19 protein-coding genes are annotated in these 25,539 nt (G+C 65.8%); 6 read left to right on the plus strand and 13 right to left on the minus strand.

Annotation, left to right across the window (positions count from 1 at the left end):
• Positions 1-34: 34 nt before the first annotated feature.
• The 3 genes from ACQR07_RS33105 to ACQR07_RS33115 all read right to left on the minus strand — a co-directional run bounded on the left by ACQR07_RS33105 (position 35) and on the right by ACQR07_RS33115 (position 4,646).
• Positions 35-1,579: an SPOR domain-containing protein gene (locus tag ACQR07_RS33105; protein ID WP_434906249.1), complete on the minus strand. Its 1,545-nt coding sequence runs from the start codon at positions 1,577-1,579 to the stop codon at positions 35-37.
• 95 nt (positions 1,580-1,674) lie between these two features.
• Positions 1,675-3,471 (minus strand): arginine--tRNA ligase, encoded by a 1,797-nt coding sequence (gene argS / locus ACQR07_RS33110; protein ID WP_434906250.1) that lies wholly within the window; start codon positions 3,469-3,471, stop codon positions 1,675-1,677.
• Positions 3,472-3,479: 8 nt separating this feature from the next.
• Positions 3,480-4,646: a deoxyguanosinetriphosphate triphosphohydrolase gene (locus ACQR07_RS33115; RefSeq protein WP_434906251.1), complete on the minus strand. Its 1,167-nt coding sequence runs from the start codon at positions 4,644-4,646 to the stop codon at positions 3,480-3,482.
• Positions 4,647-4,755: 109 nt separating this feature from the next.
• On the opposite strand from ACQR07_RS33115, the gene erpA reads away from it, so the two are divergent.
• A complete protein-coding gene (gene erpA / locus ACQR07_RS33120; RefSeq protein WP_434906252.1) occupies positions 4,756-5,097 on the plus strand; it encodes an iron-sulfur cluster insertion protein ErpA in 342 nt (113 codons plus the stop codon).
• 17 nt (positions 5,098-5,114) lie between these two features.
• Here the strand turns inward: erpA and ACQR07_RS33125 are convergent, their stop codons facing one another.
• Positions 5,115-7,430: an ATP-binding protein gene (locus tag ACQR07_RS33125; protein ID WP_434906253.1), complete on the minus strand. Its 2,316-nt coding sequence runs from the start codon at positions 7,428-7,430 to the stop codon at positions 5,115-5,117.
• A 950-nt stretch (positions 7,431-8,380) separates the two neighbouring features.
• Here ACQR07_RS33125 and ACQR07_RS33130 point away from each other — a divergent pair.
• Positions 8,381-10,831 (plus strand): penicillin-binding protein 1A, encoded by a 2,451-nt coding sequence (locus ACQR07_RS33130; RefSeq protein WP_434906254.1) that lies wholly within the window; start codon positions 8,381-8,383, stop codon positions 10,829-10,831.
• A 29-nt stretch (positions 10,832-10,860) separates the two neighbouring features.
• On the opposite strand, the gene ACQR07_RS33135 is transcribed toward ACQR07_RS33130, so the two are convergent.
• The 3 genes from ACQR07_RS33135 to ACQR07_RS33145 form a co-directional block, all read right to left on the minus strand.
• Positions 10,861-11,601, minus strand: coding sequence for a metallophosphoesterase family protein (locus tag ACQR07_RS33135; RefSeq protein WP_434906255.1), 741 nt, complete (start codon positions 11,599-11,601; stop codon positions 10,861-10,863).
• Positions 11,602-11,897: 296 nt separating this feature from the next.
• Positions 11,898-12,560 (minus strand): hypothetical protein, encoded by a 663-nt coding sequence (locus tag ACQR07_RS33140; RefSeq protein ID WP_434906256.1) that lies wholly within the window; start codon positions 12,558-12,560, stop codon positions 11,898-11,900.
• Between the two features lie 267 nt (positions 12,561-12,827).
• On the minus strand, positions 12,828-13,733 hold the full coding sequence (locus ACQR07_RS33145) for a LysR substrate-binding domain-containing protein (protein WP_434906257.1): 906 nt from the start codon (positions 13,731-13,733) through the stop codon (positions 12,828-12,830).
• A 97-nt stretch (positions 13,734-13,830) separates the two neighbouring features.
• On the opposite strand from ACQR07_RS33145, the gene styA reads away from it, so the two are divergent.
• The 3 genes from styA (at position 13,831) to ACQR07_RS33160 (ending at position 17,436) form a co-directional block, all read left to right on the plus strand.
• A complete protein-coding gene (styA, locus tag ACQR07_RS33150) occupies positions 13,831-15,075 on the plus strand; it encodes a styrene monooxygenase subunit StyA (protein ID WP_434906258.1) in 1,245 nt (414 codons plus the stop codon).
• Positions 15,076-15,097: 22 nt separating this feature from the next.
• Entirely contained in the window at positions 15,098-15,625 is a 528-nt protein-coding gene (locus tag ACQR07_RS33155) for a flavin reductase family protein (protein ID WP_434906259.1), read from the plus strand.
• 656 nt (positions 15,626-16,281) lie between these two features.
• Complete coding sequence (locus ACQR07_RS33160) at positions 16,282-17,436, plus strand: hypothetical protein (RefSeq protein ID WP_434906260.1); 1,155 nt, start codon at positions 16,282-16,284, stop codon at positions 17,434-17,436.
• Between the two features lie 383 nt (positions 17,437-17,819).
• On the opposite strand, the gene ACQR07_RS33165 is transcribed toward ACQR07_RS33160, so the two are convergent.
• Positions 17,820-18,842 carry an aldo/keto reductase gene (locus ACQR07_RS33165; protein WP_434906261.1) on the minus strand — a complete coding sequence of 341 codons (1,023 nt, stop codon included), beginning with the start codon at positions 18,840-18,842 and terminating at the stop codon, positions 17,820-17,822.
• A gap of 203 nt (positions 18,843-19,045) precedes the next feature.
• Here ACQR07_RS33165 and xth point away from each other — a divergent pair, with 203 nt between their 5' ends.
• Positions 19,046-19,843, plus strand: a complete 798-nt coding sequence (gene xth, locus ACQR07_RS33170; protein WP_434906262.1) for an exodeoxyribonuclease III — start codon at positions 19,046-19,048, stop codon at positions 19,841-19,843.
• A gap of 7 nt (positions 19,844-19,850) precedes the next feature.
• Here xth and ACQR07_RS33175 read toward each other — a convergent pair whose 3' ends face one another.
• From ACQR07_RS33175 to ACQR07_RS33195, 5 genes are all read right to left on the minus strand, one after another.
• Positions 19,851-20,321 (minus strand): GNAT family N-acetyltransferase, encoded by a 471-nt coding sequence (locus tag ACQR07_RS33175; protein WP_434906281.1) that lies wholly within the window; start codon positions 20,319-20,321, stop codon positions 19,851-19,853.
• A 49-nt stretch (positions 20,322-20,370) separates the two neighbouring features.
• Positions 20,371-21,087 (minus strand): tetratricopeptide repeat protein, encoded by a 717-nt coding sequence (locus tag ACQR07_RS33180; RefSeq protein ID WP_434906282.1) that lies wholly within the window; start codon positions 21,085-21,087, stop codon positions 20,371-20,373.
• Positions 21,088-21,187: 100 nt separating this feature from the next.
• A complete protein-coding gene (gene ilvD / locus ACQR07_RS33185) occupies positions 21,188-22,912 on the minus strand; it encodes a dihydroxy-acid dehydratase (protein ID WP_434870599.1) in 1,725 nt (574 codons plus the stop codon).
• 232 nt (positions 22,913-23,144) lie between these two features.
• On the minus strand, positions 23,145-24,116 hold the full coding sequence (locus ACQR07_RS33190) for a tripartite tricarboxylate transporter substrate binding protein BugD (protein ID WP_434906263.1): 972 nt from the start codon (positions 24,114-24,116) through the stop codon (positions 23,145-23,147).
• Positions 24,117-24,189: 73 nt separating this feature from the next.
• Positions 24,190-25,431 (minus strand): threonine synthase, encoded by a 1,242-nt coding sequence (locus tag ACQR07_RS33195; RefSeq protein ID WP_434906264.1) that lies wholly within the window; start codon positions 25,429-25,431, stop codon positions 24,190-24,192.
• Between the last annotated feature and the right edge of the window lie 108 nt (positions 25,432-25,539).

Here is a 25,539-nt window from a genome sequence, read left to right on the forward strand (position 1 = left end):
CATAGACCCCGCCTGGGGGTCGGTCAAGCGAGCCTTAATTGTTGCTAAACGGGAAACACTGTCCGCCGGCGGTTTTCAACGTTCCGCACATCTTGTTGGCCTCTTCCTTCGTCGCGAAGGGGCCGACGGCCGCGCGGTACTTGACACCGCCCTTGTCGCCCAGATCCATCCGCTTGATGATCGGCTCGTATTTGCCGAGCACCGCGCCATACTTGTCCTGAACGGCCTTGTACGACGTCATCGCCTCGGCCTCGCTGGCCTGCGACGAGATCGACACGAGGTACCCTCCGGTGGCGCCGCCCATCGTCTGTTCCGTCACCGGAACCGCCGCCGCGATGCGCGCCGGCGCCGTCGCAGGCGCGGCCGGCTGCGGTGAGATCGACATCGGACTGTCGGCCGGCGGATTGGCCGACGCATTGGCGTTGGCAGCCGACTTCTTGCCTTTCATCGGCTTGGTCGCAGGCGGATTGGCCATCGCCGCACCACCCGGATCAGCCCCCGGCTGATTGCCGCCGGTCACCGACAGCGTCTTGATCGGGCGCGGATCGCTGTTCGGCAACGTGCCGTTGGCGTTCGCCAATTGCGACGGCATTGCGCTTTGCGTCATGCTGGCCGACGGAGGCGGCGCGCCATTCTGATTGAGCTGCGGGAACACGACGCGCGGATTGCCACCGCGGGCGTTCGCGTTCACGTCCATCGGCGTCTCCTCGCGGGACACCATCCGCTCGCCGCCGTCGTTGCCCAACAGGCGATCCGGCACCTTCGGCGTAGGATCCTGCTGCGCCATGATCTTGGTCGGCGTATTGTCGGCACGGATGATCGGCGGCTCACCGGTGCGGCCGGACGAGATGTAGGTCTTGTAGCCATAGGCGCCGCCGGTACCGACGACGGCCAGCGTCAACACCGCCAGGACCGTGCTCATCCCGCTGCGACGCCGCGGCCTCTCCTCTTCCTCACCCTCTTCGTAACCGTCCTGATAGCCGTACTGGCCGTCCTGGAAGTCGTTGTCGCCCTGGTAGCCCTGCTGGCCGCCCATCTGGCCAAACAGCGCGTCGTCGTAACGCGACGCATCCTGCTCGTTGTCGTCGTAATTGGCGTCATTCTCGGCAAAGCGGTGCCGCGACTCGCCAACGCTGTAATCGAGCTTCGAGAGCTGGTCCGCGAATTCGCCGTTCGGATAGCCCTGCTGCTGGCGCGGTGCCGGCGCGAAATCCTGCTGGGGAAAATCGGGCTCGCGTCCGCGCGGATCCTGGAGACCGGCCGGATACGCCGGCGGCTGGGGCGCCTGCTGCTGACCCATGTCGGCGAACGGATTGGCTGCTGCCGGCTGCGGCGTATTGGTCCGCTGCATCCACGTCGGAGGACCAGCCGGGGGCATTCCGGCCGAAGGATCCGGGGCAGCCGGATGCGCAGGCGCGCGTGGCGCGGCCTGGGGCGTAGCGCGGCCGGATGCGGCGAAGGGGTCATTCTGTCCGATCAGGCGGGCAAGCTCCGCCAGCGGATCGGCATCGGCCTGCTGGTTTCCACCACGGCCAAAACCATCAGCGGGAAAGGGTCTGTCCTGGTAACGATCAGCCATCGTAATGAAGCGTCCCTGCGGGTGATCCGCACATGCGTCCTAAGGCGGACCCTGCCAGATTGAGGCCCCCAACTGAAGTCGCGTGTTTCCCCCAATCAGCGCATTGCATCAGGAGCATTAACGCCCAAGATCGCAAGTCCCGACGCCAGTACCGAGACGACGCCCTGAACCATGGCCAAACGTGCCTTGGTCAATTCTGCATCATCATCGATAATGAAGCGTAAATAGGGCAAATCCCGCCCCCGGGTCCAGAGGGCGTGAAATTCGCTTGCAAGTTCATAGAGGTAGAAGGCGATCCGGTGCGGCTCGTGTGCTGCGGCCGCGCTCTCCACCGTACGTGGGTACAGCGCCAGGCGTTTCAAGAGGTCGTGTTCGGCCGGATCGGACAGTTTTTCCAGGTTCGCCCGGCCCAGATAGGCGAGCCGCGCCCCCTCCTCCTCCGGCAGGTCCGGAAGGCTCTCCCGAGCGTTGCGGAAGATCGAATGCCCGCGAGCGTGCCCATACTGGACATAGAACACGGGATTGTCGCGCGACTGCTCGATCACCTTGGCGAGGTCGAAATCGAGCACGGCGTCGTTCTTGCGATAAAGCATCATGAAGCGGACAGCATCGCGCCCAACTTCATCAACAACTTCCCGCAGGGTGACGAAGTCGCCTGAGCGCTTCGACATCTTCACCGGCTCGCCATTGCGTAGCAGCTTGACCATCTGCACGACCTTGACGTCGAGCGTCGCCTGCGCGGCGGTCACCGCCTTCACCGCCGCCTGCATGCGCTTGATGTAGCCGCCATGATCGGCACCGAACACGTCGATCAGATCGGCAAAGCCGCGCTCGAACTTGTGCCGATGGTTGGCGATATCGGAGGCGAAATAGGTGTAGGAGCCGTCCGACTTGATCAGCGGCCGATCGACGTCATCGCCATAGGCGGTGGCGCGGAACAGCTCCTGCTCGCGGTCTTCCCAATCCTCGACAGCCGCGCTTTTCGGCCGCGGCAGACGTCCCAGATAGACGTCGCCACGCTGGCGCAGGAAATCGATCGTCTCGGCGACCTTGTTGTTGCCCTGATCGATCAGCGACCGCTCCGAGAAGAACACGTCGTGCCGGATGTTCAGCGCGGCGAGATCGTCCTTGATCTCGCTCATCATCATTGCGATCGCCTTGGCACGTACGATCGGAAGCCACTCCGACTCCGGCATCGCCTTCAGCTTGGCGCCATGCTCGGCCGCGAGCGCCTGCCCGACCGGCTTCAGATAGTCGCCGGGATAGAGCCCTTCGGGAATCGCGCCGATGTCCTCGCCGAGCGCTTCGCGATAGCGCAGGAAGGCCGAACGCGCGAGCACGTCGACCTGGGCACCGGCGTCGTTGATGTAGTACTCGCGCGTGACGTCGCGGCCGGCGAACTGCAGCAGGCTGCACAGCGCGTCGCCGAACACGGCGCCACGGCAATGGCCGACATGCATCGGTCCGGTCGGGTTGGCCGAGACGTACTCGACGTTGACCTTCGGCGCGCCCGGCACCGGGGCGACCCGGCCATAGTCGGCGCCTTCGCGCAGAATCTTGGCCAGGGCCTGCGACCAGACCTCGGGCTGCAGAGTGAGGTTGATGAAGCCGGGCCCGGCGATGTCGACCTTGGCAACCAGGGCGTCGGCACGGAGACGCTCGGCGATCTGCTCGGCCAGATCGCGCGGCTTGGCCTTGGCCTCCTTGGCCAGCACCATCGCGGCATTGGTGGCCATGTCGCCGTGGGTGGGATCGCGCGGCGGCTCGACCACCAAGCGCGAGACATCGATGCCGTCCGGCCAGTTGCCTTCCTTGGCGAGCGCAGCGCAGATCGCGTGCACGCGGGCCAGCACGTCGGCGAACAAATGAGGATTGGGAGCTTGTTCGAGCATGTGGCCGCCTAACGCAAATCCGGGGTCGAGTCAAAAAGACGGTGGTGCTCGGTTAGGGCGAAACGGTCCGTCATTCCGGCGATAAAATGGCCGATGCGGCGGGCGCGGTCGCCCTCGCCGTCGCATCCCTCCAGCCATCCGGGCGGCAGGGATGCGGAATCGTCCTGATAGCGGCCGAACAGGTCGGCCACGATGCGCTCGGCATCGCGCATCACCCGCATCACCCGCTCGTGCCGATACATGTGCTGCCAGAGGAACCGCTTGATCGTGGCTTCGTGCTCGGCGACGTCGGCCGGAAACGCCACCAGCGGCCCGGCGTGCCGGCGCACGTCGTGCGGCGACACCGGCTGCGCGCGCTCGATTCGGCGCTGGGTTTCCGCGGCCACCGCCGCGATCAGGTAGGAGATCAGCTCCCGCACCAGCTCCGCGCCGCGCCTGATATCGTCGAGGCGGGGATAGTGGCGATCGATCTCCTCGATCATCGCCGCGAGCAGCGGAACGTCGCGCAGGTCGTTGACGCTGAACAGGCCGGCGCGCAGGCCGTCGTCGATGTCGTGGGCGTCATAGGCGATGTCGTCGGAGAGCGCCGCGATCTGGGCTTCGAGCGAGGCATAGCTCCACAGCTCGAGATCGAAGCGGGCGTTGAACTCGGCGATTCCGTTCGGGATCGGCTGCTGCAACGGGCCGTTGTGCTTGACGATGCCTTCGAGCGATTCCCAGGTCAGGTTGAGGCCATCGAAATCCGGATAGCGCTGCTCGAAGGTCGTGACGATGCGCAATGTCTGGGCATTGTGGTCGAAGCCGCCATGCGCTTCCATGCAGCGGTTCAGCGCCCGCTCCCCGGCATGGCCGAACGGCGGGTGGCCGAGGTCATGGGCCAGCGCCAGGGTCTCGGTGAGATCCTCGTCGAGGCCGAACTGGCGGGCGAGCGCGCGGGCGATCTGAGCCACCTCCAAAGAATGGGTCAGGCGGGTGCGGTAGTGGTCGCCCTCGTGGAAGACGAACACCTGGGTCTTGTGCTTCAGCCGGCGGAAGGCGGTGGAATGGATCACCCGGTCGCAATCCCGGCGGAACGGGCTGCGGGTCCGCGACGGCGGCTCGGCGACCAGCCGGCCCCGGCTGCGATCGGGATCGCAGGAATAAGGAGCACGGGGGGCAGCCATTCCGACCGACACGGGCGATTGTTCCCTTTGAGATTTGATTCCTCGACGGAGCCCACTTAACTATGGGGAGTGCCCGACACCAAATGAATAGGGCATGATGAGCTTCAGGAGCCCCTTGGTGATGACCGCAACCACGACCACCCCCGTCACCATCAGCGAACGCGCCGCCCGCCGCATCGGCGAGATCCTCGGCAAGGAGACCGCAGGCGCCATGCTGCGCATCTCGGTGGAAGGCGGCGGCTGCTCCGGCTTCCAGTACAAGTTCGACATCGACCGCGCCAAGGCCGAGGACGACCTGGTCATCGCGCGCGACCGCGCCGTGGTGCTGGTCGATCCGGCATCGGTGCCGTTCCTCGCCGGCTCCGAGGTCGATTTCGTCGACGACCTGATGGGCGCCTCGTTCCGGATCAACAATCCCAACGCTACCGCCTCGTGCGGCTGCGGCACCAGCTTCTCGGTCTAGCCCCTCCTCCGCCTCGCTCAGACCTCGGCCGTCGCCGCCGCGCCATCGGACGGCGCAAGACTCGGCGCCTCCACCCGCGGCGCCGCCGGGCCGATCGCCTTCAGCATCGCCGCCACCATGGCCGGCTTGCGCAAGGGCTTGGCCAGGAAGTCGCTCATGCCGGCCTCGCGGCACTGCTTGATGTCGTCGGGGAAGGCATTGGCGGTGAGCGCGATGATCGGCAACTCGGCGAGCCGCCCGCCCTTGCCGCGGATCGTGCGGGTCGCGGTGATGCCGTCCATCTCGGGCATGCGGACGTCCATCAGGACGAGATCGAACTCCTGTTCGGCCGCCGCCTTCACCGCCTGCACGCCATCCGGCACGATGCATTTGTCGATCTCGAATTCCTGCAGCATCTTCGACACCACCATGCGGTTGGTGGCGTCGTCCTCCGCGATCAGCACGCGCAGCGGACGGCCGAGCGCCTCGATCCGGGCCTTGAGGTCGCCGGCGCCGACACGATCGCCACGCTGATCCGAGATCTGCTTGTCGCTCCACGGCAAGGTCAGGCTGAAGCGGAACGTCGAGCCCTCGCCCGCCACCGACGACACCGCGATCGTGCCGCCCATCTGCTCGATGATGCGGCGGGAGATCGCAAGCCCAAGACCGGTGCCGCCGAAGCGGCGGTTGATCGAGGCGTCGGCCTGGGCGAATTCGGTGAACAGCTTGCCGACGCGGTCGGCGGGAATGCCGATGCCGGTGTCGGACACCCGCCATTCGATCGTGGCTACGTCGTGCTGGCGCGACGTGCAGCTCACGGCGATGGTCACGCCGCCGCGCTCGGTGAACTTCACCGCGTTCGAGGCGAGGTTGATCAGCACCTGGCGGATGCGCGCCACGTCGCCCTTCAGCGCCGGCGGCAGCTTCTGGTCGATGTCGGCGTTGACCAGGAGACTCTTCGATTTCGCGTTGACGCCCATGATCGCCGTGACGGCTTCGACCAAGGCTGCGGGCGAAAAATCCACCGACTCGAATTCGAGCTTGCCGGCATTGAGCTTCGACAGATCGAGAATGTCGTTGAGGATGCGCTGCAGATTGTCGCCGGATTCGCGGATCGTCATGACCGCGTGGCGCTGCTCCGGATCGAGCTTGGTCTCCAGCAGCGTAGAGGCCAGTCCGAGCACGCCGTTCATCGGGGTGCGGATCTCGTGGCTCATCATCGCCAGGAAGTCCGACTTGGCGCGGCTCTCGGCCTCGGCCTGCTCGGCGCGCCAGCGCTCAGTGACGTCGCGGCCGAAGCCGCGATAGCCGGCGAACTTGCCGTCATAATCGCGCGACGGCCGCGCGGTCAGCGCCCAACGCCGCCGCTCGCCGCCGGCCACGACGACATGGATCAGGATTTCCGGGATCGACAGCCGCCGCTTCATGCGATCGGCAAAGGTCGCCAGCGTCGCCGTGTCGGTCGGGCAGAGATATTCGAGCGTGTCGACGAGCCGCTCGCCCTTGAGCTGATCGAGCGGCAGCTGGGCGACGTCGGCGAAACGCTGCGGCGCATCGATCAGCCTTCCCTCCGCATCGGTCTGCCACAGCCAGCTCGACGCGTTCTCCTGAAATTCCTTGAGCAGCAGCGAGATCGTCTCGTTCTGCCGCTCGTGGCGGATCTGCGCCTTGAGGTTCTCCAGGAACACGTTGCCGTGCGACACCAGGTGACGCACCATGAACGAGGTGTACAGGAACAGGAAGATCACGAGGACGAGATAGATCTGACCGCCGCAGAGAAACAGCGAGGCAACCGAAGCGGCCATCATGGTCCAGGTGTAGGTCAATCCGGCGCGCGGCACGCTCGACATCGCGAACGCGCCGCCGGAGATCATGCCGGTCATCAGCGACCCGACGACGATCTGCAACTGCGCATCGACCTGCGGCATCACGATCAGCGGCAGCGAGCCCCAGGTGGCCGAGAGAAAGAACGCCTGCAGGGTCATGCGGCGAATGCCGCGCTCGGAGGCTTCCTGCGGCGGCGATTGACGCGCGCGCCACCAGCCGCGCAGCGCCATGACGCCGGCCACGGCGATCGCCGTTCCCCAGGCGAACAGAAACAGATTGGAAACCTTGTTCCAGAACACGCCGAGAATGATGGCGGCGTTGGCGAAGTTGATGCCGATGGTCACCGGGACCAGCCGGGCCACGGCATCGATCTGACGGGCCCGGATGCGCCTGCGATCGCGCTCCGTCAGCGAGTCGTCGTCGAGAGCCGCGATGGCCCCGAACCCGCCCAGCCAAAGAAAGAATGCGCCGAGCGGTCCGGCGCTTGCGGCTCGCTTCGAGCTCGCGGGATTTCCAGGCCACATCATGACGGCGCAGAACCTTCCTTGTGATCTCCTGCCATGCACGAGGTGCTGCTTCAGCCGCGTTAATTGCCCTCCCCGTAGAAGTACGGGACGAGAATGTCGGGCCCAGTGCCTGGCCATCCATCGGCACTTGCACGCCGCGCTCTCGACGCGCGCCACTGCCGTTTGGGCGCAGAACGACGTTCCCGCGGCGTGATCCGCCCGAGGTGTGCATCCTGGTTTCACCCTCTTCAAAGACGAGGGTGCAGGGAATGCCGGGTGCTGGCCGCAACCCATGGCCCGCCTGCAGAAAAAAAGCAGGCGGCAGTCACCACAGGTCCAGCCGGTCATCCGGCATTCCCTGCGCGATGGCTTGACGTCTTATGCGTACTCTCCCCGGGGATCGGCTGTCTTGCCCCCGTGACCGGCGGATCATCATCACCACCGGCGTAGCATCAGCGTCGAGATGCCAGGACCATACGTTTTCGACGTGCGCCTCGTGCCGTTCGTCGGCACGACCGAAGCCATGCTGCGACCTAAAGCGCCCACCGCATCCCACCCCGCGTGTCATGACGATCGCGATACGCCCCTCGTGCCGAGGCGGGACCATGGCAGAGAACCACATTTTCCGTAAAAACGAAATCGAAATATTTTTCGTGACAGGACTGGACAGACCATGTCCCGTTGAGATTGCGAAAGAAAATCGCCTGGCCGCGCAGCGCATGGTTCGGCGATCGCGCACCGCGCTGCAACGAGACCGCGCGCCGATGCGAGCCTCACTTTGGCCGTTGATCACATGGTAATTCGACACCCGGGGTGGGTTCCCTCGTGCCATGACGGCACGGCCTGCCGCTGATCGCTTCCGACGGGACACCATGACCGTAACTGGACGCCATGACTCGGCGCGGCCGCGACGACCAGCACGCCGCGAAAAGAGACCCACACCCAAGCGGGGCCTGCTGCGTTTCTTCGGCTTGTTCTTTGCCACCGGTGCCATCCTGTTTTTGATCGCCGGAGCCGGCGTCGCCGGCCTGATCTGGAAGTTCTCGCAAGACCTGCCCGACTATTCCCAGCTTCAGGACTACGAGCCGGCCGTCATGAGCCGCGTACACGCCGCGGATGGGTCGCTGCTCGGCGAGTATGCGCGGGAGCGCCGGCTCTATCTGCCGATCCAGGCGATTCCGAAGCTCGTGATCAACGCGTTCATCTCCGCCGAGGACAAGAACTTCTACCAGCACGGCGGACTTGACTTCTCCGGCATGGCGCGCGCGGCCGTTGCCTATGTGCAGAATCTTGGCTCGTCGCGCCGGCCGCAGGGGGCGTCGACGATCACCCAGCAGGTCGCGAAGAACTTCCTTCTGACCAACGAGGTATCGCTCAATCGCAAGATCAAGGAGGCCCTGCTCGCCCTGCGCATCGAGCAGACATATTCCAAGGATCGGATCCTCGAGCTGTATCTCAACGAGATCTATCTCGGCTCCGGCTCCTATGGCATCGCGGCTGCCGCCCTGTCCTATTTCGACAAGTCGGTCAACGAGCTGACGATCGCCGAGGCGTCCTATCTCGCGGCGCTGCCCAAGATGCCGGGCAGCCTGCACCCGGTGCGCAATCGTGACCGTGCCATCGAGCGCCGCAACTACGTGGTCGACCGCCTGTTCGAAAATGGCTTGATCACCAGGGCCGACGCGGACACCGCGCGCCGGGAGCCGATTACGCTGACCAGCCACGCCGCCAACGCCCACACGTTCGCCGGCGAGTTCTTCGCCGAGGAGACCCGCCGCGACCTGCTCGAGCGCTACGGCGAGAAGAAGCTGTATGAGGGCGGCCTGTCCGTGCACAGCACGCTCGCCCCTAAGATGCAGGTGATGGCGCGCAAGACCCTGGTCGCGGGTCTGGTGCGCTACGACCAGGAGCAAGGCTATCGCGGCCCGGTCAGCAAGCTCGACATGTCGGGAGACTGGGGCGCGCGCCTCGCCGAGGTGAAATCGCTGAGCGACATCTCGCCCTGGCGGATGGCCGTCGTGCTGGAGGTGTCGGATCAGTCCGCGCGCATCGGCTTTCAGCCGCCGCGCGAATTCGGCGCCGTCAGCAAGGAGCGCCAGACCGGGCTGATCTCGCTCGATGGCGTCAGATGGGCGAGGCCCGTCGCCGGTCCGAGAAGCGGAAAGACTCCCACCGCCGTTTCGCAGGTGCTGCAGCCGGGCGACGTGATCTATGTCGATCCGCTGTTCAAGGAGGGCAAGCCGGTCGACGGCCAATATCGTCTGGAGCAGCTTCCGGAAGTGTCGGGGGCGATGGTCGCGATGGAGCCGAACACCGGCCGCGTGGTCGCCATGGTCGGCGGCTTCTCCTACGATCAGAGCCAGTTCAACCGCGCCTCGCAGGCCTACCGGCAGCCCGGCTCGACCTTCAAGCCGATCGTCTACTCGGCCGCGCTCGACAACGGCTACACGCCGTCGAGCATGATCGTCGACGCCCCGCTCGAGATCGACCAGGGCCAGGGCAACGAGGTCTGGCGTCCGGAGGATTTCACCAGCGGCAAATATCTCGGGCCGACGACGCTGCGCAATGCGCTCAGATTGTCGCTGAACACGGTGACCGTGCGGCTCGCGCAGGATGTCGGCATGCCCCTGATCTCCGAATATGCGCGGCGCTTCGGCATCTATGACGACGTCCCGAACTATCTCTCCTACTCGCTCGGCACCGGCGAGACGACGGTGATACGCATGGTGTCGGCCTATGCGATGATCGCCAACGGCGGCCGCCGCGTGAAGCCGACGCTGATCGACCGTATCCAGGATCGCTACGGCCGCACCATCTTCAGGCACGACAGCCGGGAATGCCGCGGCTGCGAGGCGCCCGAAGGCTGGCACAATCAGCCAGAGCCGCAACTGGTGGATCGCCGCGAGCAGGTGCTGGACAGCCTGACCGCGTACCAGATCACCGAACTGATGGAAGGCGTCGTCCAGGGCGGCACCGCCGTTGCCCTGAAGGAGGTCGGCAAGCCGATCGCCGGCAAGACCGGCACCACCAACGAAGCGAAGGACGTGTGGTTCGTCGGCTTCTCGCCGGATCTCGTCGTCGGCCTCTACATCGGCTACGACAAGCCGCGCAGCCTCGGCAAGACCGCACAGGCGGCGCGGATTGCAGCCCCCGTGGCCCGCGATTTCCTGAAGCTCGCGATCGCCGACAAGCCGGCCACGCCCTTCAAGATGCCGGCCGGCATCAAGCTGGTTCGCGTCGATGCCAAGACCGGCATGCGCGCCGTTCCCGGCCAGACCGGCAGCGTCATCCTCGAACCGTTCAAACCAGGCACCGCGCCGCCGGACGACTATTCGGCGCAGGCGGACAATGATCCGAACCGGCTCCCCGCCAATCCGGCGAATTCGGGCGCAGTGATGCAGGTGACCGGCGGGCTCTACTGACCATCGGCGCCGTGCGTGACGGACGAGGCTCAGATCACGGCGCCGGAGGCGTAGGCGCTGGCCCAGCGCGGAAATCCGTTCTCGAGCGCGCGCGCCGCAGCGCGATCCCAATCGTAGGCCAGCGCAAACAGCTCGGCCTGCCAATGGCCGCGACGCTCGGTCAGCACGGCGTAGCGCGCGTGCGGCGAGCGATATTCGAGTTGGGCGGCGACCGGGATGTCGCCGAACACCGGGCAGCCGACGCTGCCGGGATTGACGACCAGGGGACCGCGCGGCACCTGCACCACCGCCTGGCGATGGCTGTGCCCGCACAGCACCAAGGTGGCGCCGCCGAGATTGACGAGCCGCGAGGCCAGCACGTCGCGGCGCGCTGCGACATAGCGGCCGTCGTCGAGCATCTCTTCGAGCAGGCACGCGCTGTCATCATCGGGCGTGCCGTGGACGCCGAGGATGCCCTGCTCCAGCACAATGCGCGCCGGCAGCGCATGCAACTGGCGGCGCTGCTCGGCGTTCAGCGCCGCCCGCGCAAAGCGGCCGGCCGGCGACAGCTTCTCCTCGGGATACTCCTCGATCCAGCGATCATGATTGCCGCGCACGGTCGGCAGCGACAGCGATTGCAGCAGCTCGAACGTCTCGCGCGGCCAGAGTGGACTGGTCACGCAGTCGCCGAGATTGACGGTGGCATCGACGCCGCGCGTCCTGATGTCGGCAAGCACAGCCTCCAGCGCCGGCAGATTGCCATGCACGTCGGAAATCACCGCCAGCCGCATCGTCGTCTCCCTCGCAGTCCCGTCTCAAGTCAATCGCTTGAGGCGATACTCTAGCATCCTCGTCATTGCGAGCGAAGCGACGCAATCCAGTGTCCCTGCTCCGCCCTGGATTGCTTTGCTTCGCTCGCAATGACGGCGGAGAGGCCGATGGCCAAAGCGAAACGTAGGGTGGGCAAAGGGGACGCCGCAGGCGGCCACGTGCCCACCGTCTTGTTTCACGCACGACGCCGGTGGGCACGGTGCTCACGACGCTTCGCGTCGCTGCGCGCCTTTGCCCACCCTACGCGCCTCCACGTCTACGAGGACCGCGCGGGAATCGCCGACAACATCGGCACGCCTCCGGCATAGCGCAGCAGCAGCCGATGCGTCGGATAGAAGATCACGAGCGGCAGCCCGATCAGCAGCATCGCGAACCAGGCCGGACCCGGCATGAAGCCTTGCGCCACCGCATCGCTCAGGCCGTACACGTAGTTGATGTTGACCGGCAGGTTGCTGGTGGCGGGCGGCGGCGGCATCAGGAAGTAGCACACCGACAGCAGCGCCCACGCGCCGATGGTCCAGACCGCGAAGGCGCGCCGGTCATAACCGAGCCGCCACACCAGCCAGGCCAGCACGAAGGGCAGCCAGAAATGGAAGAACGAGAGGCCGCGGGTGAACAGCGGCAGCTTGGCGTCGAACATGTAGGCGGTCATGCCCGTGATCGGCAGGCCGGCGGCGGTCCCGAGGAAATCGGCCACCCACAGCGCTTGCGGCAGCAGGATGCCGACCGCCGGCGCCGAGGCCAGCAGCGGACTCTCCAGCCAGACCGCGGCCAACGTGGTCAGCAGCGCGACGTCGCAGAAGTAGAGAAAGTTGGTCGGGCCGTAGGCCATCAGATAGGTCGGCACCAGAACCGCGCAGAATGCGCTGTAGGTTAGCTTGAACCACAGCGGAATGCCTGGCTTCGTGGCCTCGTTCATCGATCCCTGCCCCTGCAATATGCTTGTTTGCGCAATCACCAGGAGATTGCGGGGAGACCAGCGAAGACGTCAATCAGGAGGCCGGCGATGTTCGTGCGCAACGTTAATGAGAGTTTGCTTAGATCATCTTGCGATGAGTTCGTAGGGTGGGCAAAGCGAGCGCCGCAGGCGGGCGCGTGCCCACCATCGTTTCACGCCCAGTCGCGGTGGGCACGGTGCTCGCGACGCTTCGCGTCGCTGCGCGCCTTTGCCCACCCTACGCATCCTTCATTGCGGCGCGCCGATCGCAAACACATCGGCGCGCTCGATGATCAGGTCGCGGAACAGGCGCGCGCGGTGCGACATCCATTGCGGGTCGGGATAGACGACGTGGAGCGGCAATGAGGGGACGTCGTAGTCGGGCAGCAGGTGGATCAGCCTGCCCGATGCGATGTGTCGGACCGCGCACCAGTCCGGCAGCACGGCAGCGCCGAGGCCCTCCAGCGCGGCCAGCGCCATGATGTCGGCGTCGTCGCAGGTGAGCGAGGGCGTGATGCCGACGACGTGGCGGCCGGTCTCGGATTCGAAGCTCCATTCGTTCTTCGGCGACAGCCGCGAATAGGTCACACAGGGCAGCTGACGCAGATCGTTGGGCAGCCGCGGCGCGCGGTGTCGTGCAAGCAGCGTCGGCGCCGCCACCAGCAGCCGCTTCACCGTGCCGACGCGGCGCGCGACCAGCGAGCTCGATGACAGCACGCCGATGCGGATGGCGAGCTCGGTGCCGGTCTCGACGAGGTCGACGAACTGCTCGGTGAAGCGGATGTCGAGCCGCACCTCGGGATAGCGACGTCCGTACTCGGCGACGATGTCGGCAAAGAAATAGCGGCCGAACGACGTCGGCACCGTCATCCGCAGGGTGCCGGAGGGCGCACCGACGCGTTTCGGCGACGGCACGCCTGCGCTCTCGAACAAGGTGACGATGTCCTTGGCGAGCTTCAGCACCCGGTCGGCCTCGGCGGTCGGGCGCAGCTTGCGCGTGGTGCGGACGAACAGGCGGCAGCCGAACTGCTCCTCCAGCAGCGCGATGCGCTTGGTGATCGCCGGCTGGCCAAGGCCGAGATCGGCGGCGGCTAGCGTGAAGCTGCCGGCCTCCATGACCCGGATGAAGGTCTGCAGCGCGTCGATCCGGTCCATCCATTCCTCCTTGGAATGAGTTTTATTCTTGTCATTCCGTATACGTGATCGGGAGGACTGGTCTAGCCTCTGCAAAAATCAAAACGGAGGGAGACCCATGGAGAAGTCGATTGGCATCGTCGGCGCCGGCATTGGCGGGCTGCATCTGGCGCTCTACCTGCAGAAGCACGGCATCCAGGCGACCGTCCTCACGGACCGCGAGCCCGAGCAGTATGCTGCGACGCGGCTGATGAACACGGTGGCGCATCACGGCATCACGGTGGCGCGCGAGACCGAGCTCGGCGTGAATCATTGGGGCGATCCCGAATTCGTCTACTACCACCATGATCACTTCTTCAATTTCCCCGGCAGCCCCCTGCTGTTCCGCGGCGCCTTCAAGCAGCCGAGCAGAGCGGTCGACTACCGGATCTACCTGCCGGCGCTGATGAAGGACTTTGAGGATCGCGGCGGCACCATCGAATATGCCAGCATCCAGGACGATGACGTCCCGGCCCTGGTGGCGCGCTTCGATCTGCTGGTGGTGTCGACCGGCAAGGGCGCGCTCGGGCGGATGTTCAGCCACCGACCGGAGCTGTCGCCCTATCAGCAGCCGCAGCGCCTGCTCTGCGTCGGCCTCTATGACGGCGTCGATCACGGCAGCCCCGACGGCGACGATCCGCGCGGCGTGACGCTGTCGGTCTCGCCGGGCCATGGCGAGATGATCGTGATCCCGACCTTGACCTTCGGCGGCATGAAGACGGCGCTCTTGATGGAGAACATCCCGGGCGGCGACATGGCCGAACTGGTGTCGCTCAACTACGATGCCGATCCCGCGGGCTTCCGGCAGACGATGCTCGACAAGCTCGAGAAGCACCATCCGCACACCTACAACAAGATCGACACGCACCGCTTCGACCTGCAGCCGCTGGATCTGCTGCAGGGCGCGGTGGTGCCGACGGTGCGGCGCTCATCGGTCAGCTTCGACGGCAAGATCGCGATCGCGCTCGGCGACGTGCATTCGGTGGTCGATCCAATGATGGGCCAGGGCGCCAACATGGCGTCGTACGCGGCGTTCGAGCTCGGCAAGGCGATCGTCGACGCCGTGGCGTTCGACGATCGCTTCGTCGAGACGGTCGATCGCGCCCGCGAGAACCGCGTGCTCGCGGCGGCGCGCTGGACCAATCTGATGCTGCAGCCGCCGTCCGAGGCGATCGGACGGCTGATTGTCACGATGGCGCAGAACCGTGCGCTCTGCGACGAATTCACCGACAATTTCAACTATCCGGAGCGGCAATGGGACCGGCTGGCGAGCGACCGGCGCATCCATGCCTGGATCGATGAGCGAACGCAGCTCGCGGCGTGAGGCCGATGATGTGGAGCAGCTCATGAGTCACCATGCCGACCCGGCGAGCTTTCGTGCCGCGGCGTCGCGCTTCTCCACCGGTGTCACCGTGGTGACGAGCAGCGACGCCGACGGTGCGCCGGTCGGCATGACCGCCAACAGCTTCACCACGGTCTCGATGCAGCCGCCGACGGTGCTGGTCTCGCTCAAGCGCGGCCGCACCTGGCAGGCGGTGAACGCGACGCGCCGCTACGCGGTCAACGTGCTCGCGGCCGATGACGTCGCGATCGGCCGGTATTTTGCCGGCGCCACCTTGCCGCAGGGCGCGCCGGCGTTCGACGAGCGCGACGGCTTCTTCCTGCTGCCGCAGGCGATCGCGCAATTCGGATGCGAGGTGGTGAGCACAGTCGATATCGCCGACCATACGCTGTTCATCGGCGAAGTGCGCTGGTGCCACCACCAGGACGGCCTGCCGCTGGCATTCTACGCCAGCCGGTTTCGCAACGGATTGGGTGCGGAGATCATGCCGGGCGATGCGACGGCTTATCCGGCGGAGGGATGGACGATCTGATCGCGGCGTCCTGCTTTCCTTCGAACAGCGAGCGATCTGTCAGATACAGCGCCCTCGCCCCCAAGGCGAAGCGAAGCTTCGCCAGGGTGGGAAAGGGCATCGGCAGCCAATCCGCGAACTCGGTTGGGTGAGGGGTTCTCTCCGCAACTGATGCACTCGGATAGATACCCCTCACCCAACCGAGCTTGCTGCACTTTCCTACATGCCCTCTCCCACAAGGGGCGAGGGCACATTCACTAGCACTGCGCTCGTCTCACGACCTTCAAGCGATGATGTGCGAGATCGTTACCCGCCGCCAAAATTCCGATGCGGTTCGCCGGGACGACTTAGTGAGCCAAACATCGTCACATTGAAGACTGCGGGTCCGGCACAGTCGTGAGGCTCAACCGCCAATCGGTCCGGGGTCGATGCCCCCCCATTGTGGCGGCGCGGACATGGAACGAGAGCCGCCAATTAACTTACGATTGTAGTTCGAACGATCACACCGTGATCTCCACGACAGCCGCGGCGACAAACGTCGTCGGGCCAGCTCGAACCATCAGCTCTCGCGCTTGACTCCGAAGACCCTGCTCCAACAATGGATCAGATCCGCCGCCGATGGGATGCGCCGGTGCACCCGCGTGGAGACTCGATCAATGCCAGGTGGACGACGACCGATGGCCGGCAACTTCGACACTCACGGCAGACCACTGAGGCTGCGGACGCTGATCGCGGGCCTGCTGGTCGCGGCGACCGTCAGCACCGGCCCGGCCGGGATTGCATTGTCCCAGGAGGAGCCGGTCGTATTGATGCCCGAGTCCGAGGTGCCGCGGGGACCGCCGCGCAACTCCGAGGAAGGCCTGCTGCGCTCGAGCGAGTTGGTGCGGAAATATCCGCACGATCCGCGGGCGCGGCTGGACCGCGCTGCCGCGCTCCTGATCACCATGGATGTAAGCGGTGCGGAGCGCGAGCTGCGTGCGGGACTCGCCGAGGAAAAGGCGCTGGTGAAGCTCAATCCGGCGGTCACCAACCTGCTAAAGTCGATCCTGGCCAAGACACTGCTCGCCCAGCAGCGCCGCGACGAGGCGCTCGCCCTGGCGGCCCCGTTTTGCCGCAGCAGCGGCTTCTTCCAGGCCGAGGTCGCCAAGGTTGGCCTTTGCCCGGATCTCGCATCGAGCGTCCGGCGCAAGCCGGGCGAGCTCGATCCTGGCCGGATCGTCGCAGTGATCGAGGCTGCGAAGAAGCTCAAGACGATGGTGCCGAACGGACGTCCGCCACACGCTTCCGATCCGGCCGCGGGCCCCTTGCTCGATACGGTGCTCGACATCGGTGACCTCACCCGGGAAACTCCGTTGATCAGCCAATTGGGCGGAATCGGGCAGTGGATGATTGCGATCGGTGACGTCTGCGATTTGTACAACTTGCCCGCAGCTGCCGAGACGGCGCGCGAGCGAATGCGCGACTATGCCAACGAGATCGGCCGCTGCGCGGACGCGATGCTCGGCGTCACCGCAGCCTCGCTGGCGACCGCCGCAGCTGCCCCGGTTGAGTATCGCGGTGTGCTGGCCGGGCTGAAACCCAGTCCGCAACAGACCCTCACGCTTGCGGTCCGGTTGGTGCTCGCGATCATCAACCGCCCCGAGGCGACGGACGCATGGCGACGCGCGCGCCTGCCGGCGTTCACCGCGTTCGCCGAGCGCGCCGGCCCGCTGCTCACGCCGGACGAGCGCCGTCCGATCGCGGACATCCTGGACAAGTCGAGCCGCGCCGCGCGCGATCCCGAGTTTCGGGCGGGGCTGACACGCGTCGCCAGCCGCTTCGGCGACAAGTGATCGGACACGTGCAGGCTCAGTCGCCTGTTCGTGGGACGCTTGCGAGCAGCGCGGCCGCACGCGTCGGGACGGTGTTGGCCATGGCCCGTAGGCCGAGGCGCGCAAACCATGATCGATGATGAGAGCGCGGTTCGCCGGGACGACTTAGTGAGCCAAACATCGTCACATTGAAGACTGCGGGTCCGGCACAGTCGTGAGGCTCAACCGCCGATCGGTCCGGGGTCGATGCCCCCCGTTGTGGCGGCTCCAGAATGACCGGAGCGCGGCCACGTGACGATCGAGCTGCAATGCTACCGCCCGCCCCTGCTCGCCGTCAAATGGATCGGTGACGCAAGCGCAGCGGCAGCACTGAGTTCCACAGGAGTCGGATGGCCGAGCGGCGGCTAGCGCCGCTCGTTGAGCATCGGGAAGCCGCGCTGATGCCAGACCGGATAGGCCGCGGGGATGTCGCTGGCGGCGTCGAGCGCAGCCACCTGGTCGGCCGTCAGGCTCCAGCCGACCGCGCCGATGTTCTCGATCAGCTGGCTTTCGTTGCGAGCGCCGACGATGATCGTCGACACCGTCGGGCGCTGCGAGAGCCAGTTCAGCGCGACCTGCGGAATGGTCTTGCCGGTCTCGCTGGCGACGCCGTCGAGCGCATCGACGATGCGATACAGCCGCTCCTCCTGGAATTGCGGCCCGGTGCCGGCGATGTCGTGCGCGCGGGTGCCGGGCTTGGCCGGCTGTCCGCGGCGGATCTTGCCGGTCAGCTTGCCCCAGCCGAGCGGGCTCCAGATCACGGCGCCGACGCCCTGGTCACGGCCGAGCGGCATCAGCTCCCATTCGTAGTCGCGGTTCAAGAGCGAGTAGTAGGCCTGATGCGCGACGTAGCGCGGAGTGCCGTGACGGTCGGAGGCGGCGAGCGACTTCATCAGGTGCCAGCCGGAGAAATTCGAGCAGCCGATGTAGCGGATCTTGCCGGCGCGCACGAGCTGGTCGAGCGTCGACAGCGTCTCCTCGACCGGCGTGTTGTAGTCCTGACCGTGCAGCTGATAGAGGTCGATGTGATCGACGCCGAGCCGCGTCAGCGAGCCCTCCACCGCATCGATGAGGTGCTGGCGCGACGAGCCGTAATCGTTCGGACCGTCGCCCTTCGGAAACGTTCCCTTGGTCGAAATCAGCAGCCGGTTGCGCTTGCCCTTGATCGCCTGGCCGAGGATGGTCTCGGCAAGACCGCTGGAATAGACGTCGGCGCTGTCGAACATCGAGATGCCGTGATCGAGGCAGACGTCGATCAGCCGGGACGCGCCATCGGCGTCGGTGCCGCCCCAGGCCTTGAAGAAGTCGTTGCTGCCGCCGAAGGTGGCGGTGCCGAAGCTGAGGGCCGGCACACGGAGGCCGGAATGGCCGAGACGTCGATGCTCCATGATGGTCTCCTTGTGTCTCGCGGTTTCGTGGACCCGCTTCGCGACGGCCCGATGAATACGTGGATTGGCGGCCTGCCACCATGGGCCATCACGCATGGCATTCTTGCACCGGCCTGTGATTCCCTCGGCGATCCGCCTTGACCAAAGCCGCCGCGGCTTGATCTAACCCGGTCGTCTCTCCTGAAGGTCTCTGGAACCCGGCCATGCGCATCGCGACCTGGAACGTCAATTCGGTCCGGCAACGAATCGATCACCTGTTGACCTGGCTGAAGGAATGCTCGCCGGACATCGTCTGCCTGCAGGAGATCAAGTGCACGGATGACGCCTTCCCGCGGCTGGAGATCGAAGCGCTCGGCTACAACGTCGTGACGCACGGCCAGAAGACCTTCAACGGCGTCGCGCTGTTGTCGAAGCTGCCGTTCGACGAGACCAAGTCCGGGCTCGACGGCGATGCCGAGGACGTGCATGCGCGGTTCCTGGAAGGCGTCGTCAGCCTCAGAAGCGGCGTCGTGCGCATCGCCTGTCTCTATCTGCCCAACGGCAATCCTGCGAACACCGACAAATATCCGTACAAGCTCAAATGGATGTCGCGGCTTCGTGACTATGCGCGTGAACGGCTGAAGACCGAGGAGCCGCTGATCCTCGCCGGCGACTTCAACGTCATCCCCGCGGCGGCCGACGTGTCTAATCCGGACGCGTGGGTCGACGACGCGCTTTTCCGCCCCGAGACGCGCGAGAGCTTCCAGTCGCTGCTGTCGCTCGGCCTCACCGACGCGCTGCGCGCCGTCACCGACGCGCCCGGGCAGTACACGTTCTGGGACTATCAGGCCGGCGCCTGGCAGAAGAACATGGGCATCCGGATCGATCATCTGCTGCTGTCGCCGCAGGCCAGCGACCGGCTGGTCGAGGTCGGCATCGACAGCTACGTCAGGGCCTGGGAGAAGCCGTCGGATCACGTGCCGGTGTGGGTCGATCTCGATCTCGAGACGGCGTCGGCGTGAAGCGGCGCTAGCCGCCGAGCGGCTTGCGCATCGGATAGGACGCAGCCGTGCCGAACTTGCCGGCGGGAACGCCGACGTCGACGTAGCCGCGGGCGAGATAGAATCGGTGGGCCGTCTCGGTGCTGAGCAGTGCGATCTCCCGCGCGCCGAGCGCGCGCGCCCGCCGCTCCAGCTCGTTCACCATCGCCGAGCTGACGCCACGAAACCGGGCGCGCGGCGACACGTAGTTCACCGTGATCTCGCCGGGATGAGCGAGCCCGCCGACGGCAAGAACGGCGCCCTCCTCGACCGCGACCAGCAGCGACCGGCCCTGGCCGTCGGCCCAGGTTGCAACGATTTCCGGTGTCTTGTTGGCGAGCCAGCGCGCGAGAATGTCGGGATTGCCGCGGTGATCGGCCGCGCACAGTTCGATGATGGAGGCGCGAAGCACCGCGCAGGCCGCCGCAGCGTCGTCGGGGGTCGCCTCGCGGATCATCATCTCCAGCCCCTCCGTCATGCGGAGGGGAACGCGATGCATTCCGCTCCGCCTACTCGCGCTTGCCCTGAACCCAGCTCTCGAGCATCTGCAGCGCCGAGGCGCGGTCGTCGTCCGAGGCCTTGGCAAAGGCGCGGTTGTAGCTCTCCTTGATCCAGGCCTCGTCCGAACCGGCGCTGTCACGCGCCAGCGTCAGCCACATGAGGCCACGCGCGGCCTGCCGCGGCAGCCGGTCGCCATTGAACAGCATCTGGCCGAGCAGCGCCTGGGCCTGGTGCTGGCCCTTTTGCGCGGCGAGGCCGAGCCAGCGCGCACCGTAGCGGAAATCGTCGCGCGAGGCATCCGCCGTCTTCAGGTACATCCGCGCCAGATCGTACTGGGCATCGGCGTTGCCGAAGTAGGAGGCGGCGTAGGAGAACATCTCGCGGGCGCGATCCGGATCCGCCTTCACCTTGGAGTTCGGAATCCCGCTGAGGTAATAGCGGCCGAGCGCCACGAAGGCGTTGGCGACGATCTGGGCCTGCGGCGCCGACGGCGAATCCTCCGCATGCGCATTGGCGATGCGGCTGAAATAGTCGAAGGCGCGGATGTCGTCGCGCACGACGCCATCGCCCGCGGCATACATCCGGCCGAGCTTGAACTGCGCGACCGGGTGACCTTCCTCGGCAGCATATTGCAACGCCGTCAGCGACGGCGCCGTGGTCGTTGCGGTCGCGGAAGGAACAGACTTACGCAACGCGCCGGGCGCACCCGACTGCGGCCCTGCCACCGCGATCGGCTCCTGGTTCACCGGCGCGCCGTCGAATGCAAACGACGGCCACGGCAAAGCGAGCGGAGCAACCGCAAGCATCCATACGAAAATGATTCGATCAGATGTCCGCATAGCAATGTTTCTCTTGCGCACCACCTGGGTGAGTGACGGCACCCGCCACGGCCGGTCCCACCTGCTGGGCATATTTCCAAAGTGCACCTGACGTGTGATGGGTCTCACGCGGCGTCCACTTGGTCTTGCGTGTTGCGAGCTCGGCGTCACTCAACTTGACGTTAAGGATACCCGCCTCGGCGTCGATTTCGATGATGTCGCCATCTTCAACCAGCGCGATCGGTCCGCCGATCGCAGCCTCGGGTCCGATGTGACCGATGCAGAAGCCGCGGGTCGCGCCCGAGAACCGGCCGTCCGTGATCAGCGCGATCTTGCCGCCCATCCCCTGGCCGGTCAGCGCCGCCGTCGTCTGCAGCATCTCGCGCATGCCCGGACCGCCACGCGGCCCTTCGTAGCGGATCACGATGACCTCGCCCTCGCGATAGGTGCGTTTCTGAACGGCTTCAAAGGCATCCTCTTCCCGATCAAAGCAGCGGGCCGGCCCAGTGAATTTCAAGTTCGACATGCCCGCGACTTTCACGATCGCGCCCTCTGGCGCGAGATTGCCTTTCAGTCCGACAACACCTCCGGTTGCAGTGATCGGCTGGTTGGCCGGCCTGACCACGTCCTGGTGCGGATTCCATTTCACGCCTTTGAGATTTTCGGCGATCGTACGGCCGGTGACTGTGAGGCAGTCGCCGTTCAAATAGCCGTGGTCGAGCAACGTCTTCATCAGCAGCGGAATTCCACCAGCCTCAAACATGTCTTTGGCGACATAGCGGCCACCCGGCTTCAAATCCGCGACATAAGGTGTCTTTTTGAAGATTTCGGCGACGTCAAATAAGTCGAACTTGATACCGGCCTCGTGTGCAATCGCTGGTAGGTGGAGGGCCGCGTTGGTCGACCCGCCGGACGCCGCGACGACGGCCGCCGCGTTCTCCAGCGACGCCCGCGTGACGATGTCGCGGGGCCGGATGTTCGCTGCGATCAACTCCATGACCTTCTCGCCGGCGGTCATGCAGAACGAATCGCGGATCTCATAGGGGGCCGGAGCACCAGCCGAGTAAGGCAGCGCCAGCCCGATCGCTTCCGACACGGTCGCCATGGTGTTGGCCGTGAACTGAGCGCCGCAGGCGCCGGCCGACGGACAGGCGACGCGCTCGAGCTCGTCGAGGTCGCCGTCCGACATCGCGCCGACCGAGTGCTTGCCGACGGCCTCGAACATGTCCTGCACCGTGACCTGCTGGCCGCGGAAATTGCCGGGCAGGATCGAGCCGCCATAGATGAAGATCGAGGGCACGTTGAGCCGGACCATCGCCATCATCATGCCCGGCAGCGATTTGTCGCAGCCGGCGAGGCCGACCAGCGCATCATAGGCATGGCCGCGGATCGTGAGCTCGACCGAATCGGCGATCGCCTCACGCGACGGCAGGGACGAACGCATGCCGTCATGGCCCATCGCGATGCCGTCGGTCACGGTAATGGTGCAGAATTCGCGCGGCGTGCCGCCGGCATGGGCGACGCCCTTCTTGACCGCCTGGGCCTGCCGCATCAGCGCGATGTTGCAGGGCGCGGCCTCGTTCCAGCACGAGGCGACGCCGACGAAGGGCTGGTGGATCTGGGCCGTGGTCAGACCCATCGCGTAGAGATACGACCGATGCGGCGCACGCTCCGGCCCTTCCGTCACGTGACGGCTGGGCAGCCTGCGCTTGATATCGGTCTTCGCGTCCATCGCTGTTCTGGCCTCCCGGTGCTTCGGAGACGCCTATCCTAAAGAGGGATTTTTGGCAGCCTCACACGCACAGGTACTATTCTGATCAAAGTATTTCACGACCAGGTGTGGCCAAAAAGCGGCGCGTTTGCGGAGCGCCCGAGATTGTTACCAAAACTTCGTAAACTGTGGCGGACCCGCAACATTCGTGGCCGTTGCGCAACCATCCGATCCGCAGCAGAATACCGCCTGCCTACTCCGGCACCACCCCGGCGGCCCGGATCATCGGCCACCACTTGCCGATTTCCGCCTTTTGCACGGCTCCGAGCGCTTCCGGCGTCCGCTGATCCGGCCCCGGCATCTGCAACCCCAGGTTTTTCAATTGATTCTGCACATCCGCGTCATTCAGCGCCGCGACGGCCGCGGCGTTGAGCGTCGTAACGATCTCCTGCGACGCTCCCTTGGGCAGCCACAGGCCCGACCACAGCGTCATGTGGAAGCCTGCAAGGCCCGCCTCGTCTGTGGTCGGAATCTCCGGAGCGGTGTCGAGGCGCTTGGAGTCGGTGACGGCGTAGGCGCGAATCATGCCGGCGCGCACCTGGTTGATGGCGTTCGAGGTCTGATCGACGATGAGATCGATCTGGCCGCCGACGAGATCGTTCATGGCCGGGCCCGTGCCGCGATACGGCACGAATTGCAGCTTGATGCCGGTGATCTGCTGGAGATACAGCCCGGCGATGTGGCTGCCGGAACCGTTGCCGGCCGTGCCGGCGGATGCAGGATTCGGCTGCGACTTCAGCCAGGCGAGGAATTCGGTCAACGAGTTCGCCGGAACGTTGCTTCTGCTGACGATGATCATCGGATTGCTGGGCAGCAGCACCACCGGCTCGAGATCGGCGACGAGATCATAGCCGAGCCGATACACCGCGCCGTTGGCCACGTGCGTGCCGAGATGGCCGAAGCTCACGGTGTAGCCGTCGGGCTTTGAGCGCACCGCGCGCCCGACTCCGATCGAGCCGCCGGCGCCGGTGACGTTCTCGACCAGCACGGGCTGGCCGAGCGTCCGCTTCATGTGCTCGGCAAGGATGCGCATCATCGCATCCGAGGGACCGCCGGCGGCGAACGGCACGATCACCGTGATGGCGCGCGACGGATAGGTCTCCGCGCCAGCGCGGCTGACAAACAAGGCAAGCGCCATCACAACAGCGCCGAACAGGCGTCGCATCGCGGTCCTCCCTGGGCGGCCTGATCCTTGTTGTCAGACGATCAGGCGCCAGGCCGCAATGCCGACCGTCCGGTTAGAACTGAGTGTAGTCGATCGGCTGGTGACGATCGAGCGCGCGCTCGACCTTCGGCAGCGGATATTTGAGGCCGGTGGCGCAATTGAACAGCATGACGCGGTCGCTCTTCGTGACGCGTCCGTCGGCCAGGCTCTGCTTGTAGGCCGCATAGGTCGCGGCCCCTTCGGGGCACAGCAAGAGCCCCTCCTCGCGCGCGACTTCGTTGAGCGCAGACGAAATCTTCTCGTCATCGACGGCGATCGCGAAACCTTTGCTCTCGCGGACCGCGCGCAGGATGAGAAAATCCCCCACCGCCTGGGGCACGCGGATGCCGGACGCGATGGTGTGGGCATCCTCCCAACGCGTCGCATGCTCGACGCCCGCTTCGTACGCGCGCACCATCGGCGCGCAGCCGGAGGCCTGCACCGCGACCATCCGCGGGCGCTTGGCGCCGATGAAGCCGATCTTCTCCAGTTCGTCGAACGCCTTCCACATGCCGATCAGGCCGGTGCCGCCGCCGGTCGGATAGAAGATCACGTCGGGCACGTCCCAGCCGAGCTGCTCGGCGAGTTCCAGCCCCATCGTCTTCTTGCCCTCGATGCGATACGGCTCCTTCAAGGTCGAGGTGTCGAACCAGCCGACCTTGGCCTTGCCTTCGCCGACGATCTTGCCGCAGTCATCGATGAGCCCGTTGACGCGGTACACGGTCGCGCCCTGCAGCTCGATCTCGCTGACGTTCACCTCCGGCGTATCGGCCGGACAGAAGATCGTGGTCTTGATGCCGCAGGAGGTCGCGTAAGCCGCCAACGCCGCGCCGGCATTGCCGTTGGTCGGCATCGCCATGTGGGTGATGCCGAGCGCCTTGCCCATCGACACCGCCATGACCAGGCCACGCGCCTTGAAAGAGCCGGTCGGCAGCCGTCCCTCGTCCTTCACGATGATCTCGCCGCCGCCGAGCTTCTTGCCGAGCTTCGGCAGATTGATCAGCGGCGTCATGACCTCGCCGAGGCTGACGATGTCGGCGCACTTTCGCACCGGCAGCAGCTCGCGGTAGCGCCACAGGTCGGCCGGGCGGTGCGCCAGCGCATCCTTGGTCAGCGCCTGCTTCACGCCGGCGAGATCGTAGCGCACCAGCAGCGGCTTGCCGGCCTTGGAGAGGTTGTGGACCTGGTCCGCCGGATAGTGATCGCCGACCATCGCGCATTCGAGATGGGTGACGAAGGTCGGGCGCTCGGTGGTGAGGTTGTCGCTGGATTTCACGGATCGTGGCCTCTCGTTTAAGTCTGACTTCCGCTCACGCCTCAATGAAACTGGCGTTTGAGCCAGGATATACGCTGTCGCGCTTCGGTTTCGGCTGTATCCGCTGAA

Origin of the sequence: Bradyrhizobium sp. HKCCYLS20291 (assembly GCF_051167715.1) — a bacterium.
GTDB lineage: Bacteria > Pseudomonadota > Alphaproteobacteria > Rhizobiales > Xanthobacteraceae > Bradyrhizobium.